Source organism: Actinoalloteichus spitiensis RMV-1378, assembly GCF_000239155.1.
GTDB lineage: Bacteria > Actinomycetota > Actinomycetes > Mycobacteriales > Pseudonocardiaceae > Actinoalloteichus_B > Actinoalloteichus_B spitiensis.
The window spans coordinates 1-9,848 of sequence record NZ_AGVX02000219.1 but is presented as its reverse complement, the minus strand read 5'-3'; the positions used below and the strand labels follow the sequence as shown (position 1 = coordinate 9,848).

The 9,848-nt window shown below is 71.7% G+C and carries 6 protein-coding genes; all 6 read right to left on the bottom strand.

What is annotated here, in order from left to right; translation table 11 throughout:
- Window positions 1-125 precede the first annotated feature (125 nt).
- Entirely contained in the window at window positions 126-3,254 is a 3,129-nt protein-coding gene (locus ACTIDRAF_RS28345; protein ID WP_016698829.1) for a ThuA domain-containing protein, read from the bottom strand.
- A gap of 519 nt (window positions 3,255-3,773) precedes the next feature.
- Window positions 3,774-4,658 (bottom strand): sugar phosphate isomerase/epimerase family protein, encoded by an 885-nt coding sequence (locus tag ACTIDRAF_RS0211175; RefSeq protein ID WP_016698828.1) that lies wholly within the window; start codon window positions 4,656-4,658, stop codon window positions 3,774-3,776.
- A gap of 67 nt (window positions 4,659-4,725) precedes the next feature.
- Window positions 4,726-5,919, bottom strand: a complete 1,194-nt coding sequence (locus ACTIDRAF_RS0211170) for a substrate-binding domain-containing protein (RefSeq protein WP_026065991.1) — start codon at window positions 5,917-5,919, stop codon at window positions 4,726-4,728.
- Window positions 5,916-6,944, bottom strand: a complete 1,029-nt coding sequence (locus ACTIDRAF_RS0211165) for an ABC transporter permease (RefSeq protein ID WP_039786842.1) — start codon at window positions 6,942-6,944, stop codon at window positions 5,916-5,918. The genes ACTIDRAF_RS0211170 and ACTIDRAF_RS0211165 overlap by 4 nt, the downstream gene beginning before the upstream one ends.
- On the bottom strand, window positions 6,941-7,945 hold the full coding sequence (locus tag ACTIDRAF_RS0211160) for an ABC transporter permease (protein ID WP_016698825.1): 1,005 nt from the start codon (window positions 7,943-7,945) through the stop codon (window positions 6,941-6,943). Before ACTIDRAF_RS0211160 ends, ACTIDRAF_RS0211165 begins: the two co-directional genes overlap by 4 nt.
- The gene (locus ACTIDRAF_RS0211155; protein WP_211215318.1) at window positions 7,942-9,417 is read right to left on the bottom strand and encodes a sugar ABC transporter ATP-binding protein; all 1,476 of its coding nucleotides are present in this window, start codon (window positions 9,415-9,417) and stop codon (window positions 7,942-7,944) included. The genes ACTIDRAF_RS0211160 and ACTIDRAF_RS0211155 overlap by 4 nt, the downstream gene beginning before the upstream one ends.
- Window positions 9,418-9,848 lie beyond the last annotated feature (431 nt).

Below are 9,848 nucleotides of genomic sequence, written 5' to 3'. Positions count from 1 at the left end.
GCGGTGGTGGCGGGTGGGCACCGCGCCCACCCGCCACCGCGTGTTCCCACCGGTCCCGGGGAGGGACGGCACCCCGATCCGCCGGCCACTGGCCGGCCACCGGGTGCGCCGCGCCCTTCCGGGGCTCACCTCGTCGGCGGCACCCCCACTCCGGCTCCCTCGAACAGCAGGGAGTCCAGGTCGAAGCTGTTGTTCGTCCCGGTGCGGAACACCAGGTAGGCGGTGTGCGTGGTGTCGAGTTCCGGCAGGGCGGTGACCTCGGTCGACTCGTAGTGGGACCAGCCGCCGGTGTTGGGGACCCCGGTGGTGGCCACCAGTTCACCGTCGGGGGAGTCCAACCGCAGTTCGATCGACCCGCCCGAGGCGACCGAGGACACCCGGTAGCTCACCGCGTCGATGCCGACCAGGTTCACCGGGTCGAAGGCGATCCAGTCGCCGTCGCTGATGTCACCGACCCGCGCCCCCGACTCGGCGCTCTCGTCGCGGACCACCCGCACCCCGCTGGAGTCGGTGAAGTACTCCGCCTGCTTGTGCTTGGGCTGGAGGATCACCTTGTCGTAGCCGGTCAACGGCGGTGCCTGGTCGAACCAGCCGTTGTCGGTGTAGCGGGCGTTGAGCACGTAGTACAGGTTGGCGCCCTCCGGGTGGCCGCCGAGGTCCGCCGTGTTCACGGTGTTGGCGCAGCCGGGCAGGTCCTCGGTGGGGTGCTCGTGGTCGTCGTGGCCCAGCGCCGGGTTCACCAGCACCCGGTCGCAGTCGATGTGCCGGTCCTCGGCGTCGGTGACCGAGACCTCGTAGGACACGTCGTCACCGAACTCGATGAACCCGCCCTTGGGGGGCCAGTCCACCGACACCTCGGGGGTGGTGTTGCCGACGGTGATCTCCAGGTTGGCGTACGCACTGGCCCCGTCGGGGTTGGTCACCACCAGCTGCGCCCGGTACACGCCCCGCCGGGAGTAGCGGTGCTCGGGGTGGGGTTCGGTGGAGTCGATCACCCCGTCCCCGGTGAGGTCCCAGGCGAACTCGAGGTCACCGCCGCCCCGGTCGTAGCTGCCCTCGCTGGAGAACGCCACGTCCAGCGGCAGTCCGCCGTCGGTGCGGGACGCGCTGGCCACGGCGACCGGTTTGGGCTGTCCCTGGTTGTACTCGATGCGGTACAGCCCGGCGTCGGAGTTGCCCCCGCCGAACTGGCTGCCCCACTCCAGCAGGTACAGGGCACCGTCGGGGCCGAAGCCCATGTCCATCGGCTTGCGGAACTCCACGTCGTCGAGGAAGTCGTTGATCTTGAGCAGTTCGTGGTCCTCGTCGAGCCGGATCTCCTTGACGTAGTCGCGGGTCCACTCGTAGAGGAAGTGTGCTCCGTCGTAGTACTCGGGGAACTTCGTCTCCGACGGGTTGTCCGGGTCGTACCGGTACACCGGGCCGCTCATCGGGCCGCTGCCGCCGGAGCCCAGCTCGGGGAAGTGCGGCGACTCGTCGTAGCCGTACCAGACCAGCGGGGGCTGGGCGGGGGGCAGCTCGACCAGACCGGTGTTGTTCGGCGACTCGTTGACCAGGTTGTCGCAGTCGAACTTCTCGCCGACCTCACCGGTGTCGGGGTCGTAGGGGGCGTAGGGCTGGTTGTCGCCGTGGCAGAACGGCCAGCCGTAGTTGCCCGGTTCCTTCAGCAGGTTGTACTCGACCAGTCCTTCGGGGCCCCGGTCGGTGGTGGGGCCACCCCGGTCGGGCCCGTAGTCGGAGACGTGCAGGTAGCCGGTCTTCTGGTCCACGCTGAACCGGAACGGGTTGCGGAAGCCCATCGCGTAGATCTCGGGCAGGGTGTCCGCCGTGCCCGGGGGGAACAGGTTGCCCTCGGGGATGGCGTAGCCGCCCTCGTCCAGGGGTTGGATGCGCAGGATCTTGCCCCGCAGATCGTTGGTGTTGCCGGAGGTGCGGGCCGCGTCCAGCATCTCCTGGCCCTCGCGCCAGTCGATCGGGGCGTAGCCCTGCCAGTGCGGGGACAGGTTGGGGGCGACGTCGTCACCGACACCCAGGTAGAGCGTGCCGTCCGGTCCGAAGGCCAACGCGCCACCGGTGTGCCCGGGTTCCGGGTAGGTGCGGCTGCGGTAGGCGGGCACCTCCAACAGCACCTCCTCGGTGGCGGGTTCGAGGGCGTTGCCGGACACCGTGAAGCGGGACAGCAGGTTGACGTCCTCCTCGCTGTCGGCCGGCGAGTAGTACAGGTAGATCCAGCCGTTGTCGGCGAAGTCGGGGTCGAGGGCCAGGCCGACCAGGCCGTCCTCGCCGCCGGTGTAGACGTCGAGCCGGTGCGCGGTGGTCGTCGCGTTGGTGGTGGGGTCGAAGACCTTCACGGCGCCGCCGCGTTCGGCGAAGAACACCCGGCCGTCCTCGGCCACGCCCAGCTGCATGGGGTCGTTGATGTTGGTGTCCAGCGGGGTCTTCTCGAAGTACTCCCACACCGTCCCACCGCAGTCACCGGCCTCGACCCCGGCGGCCCACAGCGTGCCGCCGACGACGTGCTGGTAGAACTCGGGGTCGTCGGTGTAGGAGGCGATCTCGTGGCCCAAGGCGGTCGCCCACACCCGACCGCCCTCCGGGGTGTGGCACCAGGAGATGGGGTGGTCGGGCCCCATCGCGTCGCCGCCGGGGTTGAAGGTCCGTTCGTCGGCGTCGACGAGGACGTGCACGTTGCCCCGGGCGCTGAAATCGAAGTTGTACCACTCCTCGGGACGGTGCCAGCGGTCCGGGAGGTGCCGGGTCGAGGGGTGGACGCGGTCCAACACCCGGGCCGTGCCGTCCAGGGTTCCCGGTGAGTGGCTGGGCATGGACGGGCCGCCGTTGATCACCTCGTCCCACCAGGGGAACTCGTCCTCGATGCCCATGTCCAGGGTGTTGTGGATGGCGACGATGCCCCCACCGCCCCGCAGGTAGTCCTGCACTGCGGCGCGTTCCTCGTCGGTCTCCCACACCATCCCGGAGTTCTGCAGCATGATGATGACGTCGAACCGGGCGAGGTCCTCGTCGTTGAAGATGGCGGAGTCCTCGGTGTGCACGACGTCGAAGTCGTGCTCCTCGGCCTGCCGGTGCACCATGTCGATGCCGGCGGGAATGGAGTCGTGGACCCACCCGACGGCCTTGGTGAACAGCAGGGCGGTGAACTGGGGGGCCGCTTCCGCCTGTCTGGGCGGGGCGACCAGGAACAACGCTGGCACGAGTGCGGCCAGCACGAGGGTGACGCTGAAACGGCGGCGCACCGATCTCCTCCTCTGCTCCCGGGATGGTCCACCGCCGGCCGCCGGCAGGGCGGTCATTCCCGGTTCCCGGCCCCGGCGGGAGGCGGCACGAACCGCCGTCGCGAGACGACATGGCCGCGACGGGGGGACGACGTCCTTCGCTGGTGCCGAGCGAACCGCGGCGAATGGTCAGCCAACGGCTCAACCGTGACATGCGGTGGTAACCCGAGCATAGGAATCCCACATCGTGATGTCCATGACGAATTCACTTTTCCCCCGTTTTCCACCCTCATTTTCCGACATTCCTACCAGCGAAAACACGGCGGGCACGCCGCAGCCCCGGCCGGTACGGGAACCGCCGACCGGGAACACCTCCACCGTTCCACCGAATCAGGGACCGCGGTGCGCGCGATTACGCGACGACGATTGGGGCGTAATCGAATTCTCCTGCCGACGAATGGTTCCCCCTTCGTTCTCCTCGTGCCCACCCGGTATCGGGTGCCCGGCGGCGAGCGCACCTCGCGGGGCGGCGACCCCGGGTCAGCCACCGCCGGCCCGGGTTCCGGTGCCCAACCGGGTCAGGGCGCCCCGCAGGAACGCCAGGCCCTCCACGGCCAGGGCGTCCTGCGACTCGGCCAGCGGCCGCCACACCGAGGCGGCCCGGGCGATCGACGCGGTGTGCGCGGTGAACGACTCCACGCACAGCGCGCCCCGGTAGCCCACGTCCCGCAACGCGCCGAGGAACCCGGCCCAGTCCAGGTGGTCCGCGCCCGGCGTTCCCCGGTCGTTGGCGCACACCTGCACGTGCGCGATCCGCCGGCCGGCCGCGTGGACCGCGCCGGGCAGGCTCCGCTCCTCGATGTTGAGGTGGTAGGTGTCCACCATCAGACCGACCGCCTCCTCGGGCAGGCCGCGCAGGGCGGTCAGCGCCTGCTCGACGGTGTTGACCACGCTCGTCTCGTACCGGTTGAGCGGTTCCACTGCGAGCACCACGCCCCGTTCCGCCGCGTAGTCGACCACCGGCCGCAGGCCGGTCCGCAGCCGCGCGTAGACCTCGGCGCGTTCGTCCGGGTCCATCCGCCAGGCCACCCCCACCGGGGCGTAGGTCGGTCCGCCCACCACGCCCGAACCCAGCCGGACGGCCACGTCCACGCAGTGCCGCAGGTACCCCCGGGTCGCCTCGACGTCGGCGCCGGCGGTAACCAGGTCACGGCCCTCCGACATCACCGCGATCACCGCCGCGCACCCCAGGCCGCGCTCGGCGAGCACCTCGGCGGCCCGCCCCGGGTCGAAGTCACCCGGCTGTTCCACCGGGAGTTCCACCGCGTCGAACCCCCACGCCGCCAGCCGGGGCAGCAGCGCGGCCACCATCCCGTCGTCAAGGGGGGAACCCCAGATCCAGGTGTTGGCGCCCAGTGCGAACATGCCCGTCCCTCCGTCTCGAACCGGTCCTCCACCACGCCGGGCCACCCCACCCGCGCGGCGCGGCTGCTCACCCGCCCCAGGCGGCGGGGAAGTCTGGCAGGTCCTCGCAGCCGCACAGCGCGTAGTGCTGCGGGGGCATGTCCGGCTGGAGGTAGTCGTCGAGGGTGTCCTGGGTGATCACCGGCTGCGGCAGCACCCACCGTTCGGGGACCTCCTGGCCGCCGAGCACCCGCAACGCCGCCAGCACCGGCGTCCGCCACTGGAAGGTGGGGTAGCCGGGGGCGACCGCCGTCAGCCCCCGTTCGTCCCAGGCCTGGAGGAAGTCCTGCTGGTCCTCACCGGTGATCGGGGGGACCGGCACCCCGGCGTCCTCGAACGCCTCCACCGCCGCCACCGCCGTCGCGCCCGCGTCCATCCACACGCCGTCCAACCCGCCGAACCGCTGGATGTAGTCCGAGACGGTGTTCTTCACCGTCGCCGGGTCGTCCTCGGTGAACTGGACACCGACGACCTCCAGGTCGCTGTCCTCGAACACCCGCTCGGCCGCCGCCCACCGGTGTTCCAGCACGTCCACGCCGGGGGAGATCCGCAGCGCCAACACCTGACCGCCCGGTTCCACCGTCTCGGCCAGGAACTCGGCGCCGGCCGCGCCGTAGGCGTACCCGCCGATGGGGCTGATGAAGGTGACCGGGCAGTCGGTGTCCACGCCACGGTCGAACACGATGACCGGGAGCCGTTCGCAGGCGGCGGCCACCGCCGGGGTCAACGTCGCCGTCGTGTTGGGCGAGACGATGAGCAGGTCGCAGTCCTGACCGGTCAACGACTGGATGTCGGAGATCTGCTTGTCGTCCTGGCCCTGGGCGTCGAGCACGGTGAACTCGGCGATCTCCGGGTGCAGGTCCACCTCCGCCCGCATCGTCCGCCACCCCACGGACCGCCACGGGTTGAACAGACCGGCGTTGGAGAAGCACAGGTGGTAGGGGCCGTCCTGCCGGTACTCCTCGGTGGGCACGTACTCCGGGTCCAACGCCTGCTCCCACGGGCGGTCCGCCGGCCCGTCCGGGACGGCGTCCCGCAGTGCCAGCTGCCGGTCGTACTCCGCCTGGTCGAAGAACTCGGAGTCGGTGGCGTCCGCCTCCGTCCCGTCCCCGGCGGAGGGGCCCGCCCCGGCGTCGGGGAGGTCACTCGCGCAGCCGGCGACCAGCAGCGCCACCGCCGCCACCGCCACCCCGACCGTCCTCGTCCTCGTCCTCGTTCTCATACCGGCTCCCTGACGGGTTGATGGGTCCTCCTGGACCGCCGCGACCAGGAGATCCCTCCGACCGCGACGGCGGTGATGACGATGACGCCCTGCACGGCCGACTCCCACGCGCCGGACACCCCCAGCAGGGTCAGCAGGGTGAACAGGGCCTGGAGGGAGAAGGCACCGGCCATCGCCGCGACCACCGAGCCCCGGCCGCCGCCGAGGGCGACACCGCCCAGGACGACGGCGGTGATCGCCTGGAACTCGTAGCCCGAACCGGCCTGGGCGGACACCCCGGTGAAGCCGCCGACGAGGATCGCGGCCACCGCGGCGGCCACTCCGGACAACGCGAACGCCAGGGTGCGCAACCGGGCGACCCGCACCCCGGCCAGCCCGGCGGCGACGTCGTTGTCGCCGGTGGCGACCAGGGTCCGGCCGGTGTCCGACCGCATGAACAGCACGGCGGCCAGGCCCACCACGGCCAACACCACCACCGCCCACGGCAGCCACTCGGCGCCGGGGACCGCCGAGCGCCCCAGCATCCGGTAGTCCTCCGGCAGGTACCCGCGGGGCGCGCCCTGGGTCCAGAAGAACACCGCCCCCTGCAGGACCAGCATCATGCCGAGGGTCGCGATGAAGGAGGGCACGGCGAACACGGTGGACACGATGCCGTTGACCACGCCCACCAGCAGGCCCCCGAGGAGCAGCACGGCCACGACCACCAGCCACGGCAGGCCGGGGGCGAGGTTGAACAACTCGGCCGCCACGACCACCCCGGTGGTGACCACCGCCCCCACCGACAGGTCGAAACCACCCGAGACGATCACCAGGTACTGCCCGGCGGCCAGGATCACCAGCGGCGCGGACCGCCGGAGGAACGCCAGCAGCCGCTCGGGGTCGAAGAACCCGGGGTCGACGACCGCCAACGCGACCAGCAGCGCCACGAGCAGCACCAGCACCGGCGCCACCGCCCGCAGCCCGGCCAGCGGTGCCGGTATCCGCCGGCGGTGCGCCGCGTCGCTCACCCGCCCCGTCCCCGTCATGACCCACCCCGCATCCGGCGGCGTCGGGCATCGACGCCGCGCCGCGCGTAGAGAGCGACCGCGACGACGATGACGACGCCCCGGACGACGTTCTTGAAGAAGGGATCGACCGCGAGCTGGTCGAACACGTTGTCCAGGGTGGCCAGGATCAGCACCCCGCCGACCGTGCCGGCGACTCCGCCCCGGCCGCCCGCCAGCAGGGTGCCGCCCAGCACGACGGCGGCGATGGACACCAGGTCGTACTGCGCCTCCGTGCCCGCCCACGGCGCGCCCGCGCCCAACCGGCTGGCCAGGAACACCCCGGCCAAGCCCGCGCACAGGGCGCACAGCACGTGGGCGGTCACCCGGGTGCGGGTCGTGGGCACCCCGGAGAGGCGGGCCACCTCCTCGTCACCGCCGACGGCGTAGATGTGGTGCCCCAGCCGGGTGCGCCGCAACACGAACCAGGTGACCGCCACGGTGGCCGCCAGCAGGAACACCGACACCGGCACCGGGCCGACCCGGTCGTAGCCCAGGTGTTGGAACGAGGTGGGCACCGCCCCGGCCGGTCCGGTGTAGTTGTGCTCCAGGTAGCCCCGCAGGATCAGCGCCATTCCCAGGGTGGCGATGAACGCGTTCACCCCGAGCCGTGTGACCACGAGCCCGTTGCCCAGGCCGACGACGGCGGCCACGGCCAACGCGGCCAGCACGCCGGGGACGACACCGGCGGTCTGCATGGTCTGCGCGGTGACGAGGCTGGTCAGGCTGACCAGGTAGGCCACCGACAGGTCCAGCGACCCGGCCAGGATCACGTAGGTCTGCCCGACCGCGACCAGCCCGAGGGCCACCGAGTTCTGGAGGATGGTGACGGTGTTGCCCACCGTGACGAAGTCGCCGCCCCGCGCGGCGACCGCCAGCCAGCCCACCAGGTAGACGCCGACGAGGGCGAGGTAGACCACCCCCACCGGCCCGCCGAGCCGGAGCCGGGGCCGCCCGGCCGGTGCCACCGAGGGGGCCGTCACGCCGCCACCTCCGCGCCGGTGCTCAACCGCATGATCCGTTCCTCGCTGGGCCGCGCGGGCAGCTCCCCGCTGATCGTGCCGTCCCGGAACACCAGGACGCGGTCGCTCATGCCGATCAGTTCGGGCAGTTCGGAGGACACCATCACCACCGCCAGGCCCTGCCGGGCCAGGTCGCGCACGAACTCGTGGATCGCGGCCTTGGCCCCGACGTCCACTCCCCGGGTGGGTTCGTCGAGCACGAGCAGCCGGGGACGGGCGGCCAACCACTTGGCCAGCACCACCTTCTGCTGGTTCCCGCCGGAGAGGAACCGCACCTCCCGGTCGCTGGCCCCGGCGCGGACGTCGAGCCTGGTCAGCAGTTCGGTGACCGCCACCGGCCCCACCCCGGCCCGGCGGCGGCCGGCGAAGGCCGCCCGCAACACCAGCAGCGCGTTGTCCCGCACCGACTGCCGCAACACCAGTCCCTGCCCCTTGCGGTCCTCGGTGACCAGGGCGATGCCGGCGCGGATGGCCGCGCGGGGGGAGGTCGGCCGCACCGGCCTCCCGTCCAGCCGCATCTCCCCGGTGGTGAAGGGGTCGGCCCCGAACAGCGCCCTGGCGAAGGAGGTGCGGCCCGACCCTTGGAGACCGGCCACCCCCACCACCTCCCCGGCGCGCACCTCGACGGTGATGTCCCGCAGCCGGTCGTTGCCGGCGCCCCGGACGGCGAGCCGCACCTCACCGAGGTCGCCGGGGGCGGCCAGCGGCGGGTAGTAGTCGCGGAGTTCCCGGCCCACCATGAGCCGGACGAGTTCCCCCCGGTTGGTGTCGCGGGTGGCCAGGGTGCCGGTGACCCGACCGTCCTTGAGGACGGTCACCCGGTCGGCGAGGTCGAAGATCTCCCGCATCCGGTGCGAGATGTAGAGGATGGCGATCCCCCTGGCGGTGAGCCGCCGCACCAGGTCGTACAGCAGGCCCACCTCGTGTTCGGCCAGCGGGGCGGTCGGCTCGTCCATGACGAGGATCCGGGCGTCCCCGGCGAGGGCCTTGACGATCTCGACGACCTGTTGTTGGGCGACGGAGAGCCGTCGCACCAGGGTGTCCGGGTCGAAGGACACCGCTCCCACCTCGGCGAGCAGGGCCCGGGTGCGGTCGACCATCGCCGCGCGGTCCACGAGGAGCCGTCGCACGCCGCGTCCGACGGGTTCGCGGCCGAGGAAGACGTTCTCGGCGACGCTCCGGTCGGGCAACAGGGTGAGTTCCTGGTGGATGATGCCGATTCCGGCGTCGCGGGCCGAGGCGGGATCGGGAAACCGGTGGGGTACGCCGTCGATCTCCAACCGCCCCGAGTCGGGTTGGTGCACTCCCGCGACGACTTTCATGAGCGTGGATTTCCCTGCGCCGTTCTCCCCGACGACGGCGTGCACCTCACCTCGGGCGAGATCGAGGTCGACCTCGGTCAACACCCGGATTCCGACGAAACTCTTCGACATTCCGCGCACGGTCAGCACTGGTGTTCTCGAATGGTTCACCAAACCTCCGCAGGCCGTCCCTCGCCGTCACGGTAGAGGCTTTCGTCGGCGCAGGACAGAAGTGCGGGCGCGTCTCGTCGGGTTAACGGTTCCGCGTTTTCGTATCGTTCGGATTCGAGACGAACGAATGGTGGTCCCGTTTGTGGGGTGGTGTGCCGAACCGGCTCGTCCCCTCGGCGCAGACGCGCGCGGCGGACGGTGCAGTCGTGTCGGGTCGCCGTCGCTACCCGGGGTCACCGGAACCGCCGAACGAGCGATCAGCTCGTGTCCGGATGGGGACATCCCTCCTGGTCCGCCGCTTCCCCGGCGCGGTCGGCCGGCCGGGGAGGTGCCCGGGGGCCGGCGGGTGGTGGAGCGGGACCCGGCCCCCACCGGCGGGCCGGGGTGGGCCC

Coding starts and splice junctions, on each gene's coding strand:
- ACTIDRAF_RS0211165 (WP_039786842.1), bottom strand. CDS start 6,944: ATGACGGGGACGGGGCGGGTGAGCGACGCGGCGCACCGCCGGCGGATA.
- ACTIDRAF_RS0211170 (WP_026065991.1), bottom strand. CDS start 5,919: ATGAGAACGAGGACGAGGACGAGGACGGTCGGGGTGGCGGTGGCGGCG.
- ACTIDRAF_RS0211155 (WP_211215318.1), bottom strand. CDS start 9,417: ATGTCGAAGAGTTTCGTCGGAATCCGGGTGTTGACCGAGGTCGACCTC.
- ACTIDRAF_RS0211175 (WP_016698828.1), bottom strand. CDS start 4,658: ATGTTCGCACTGGGCGCCAACACCTGGATCTGGGGTTCCCCCCTTGAC.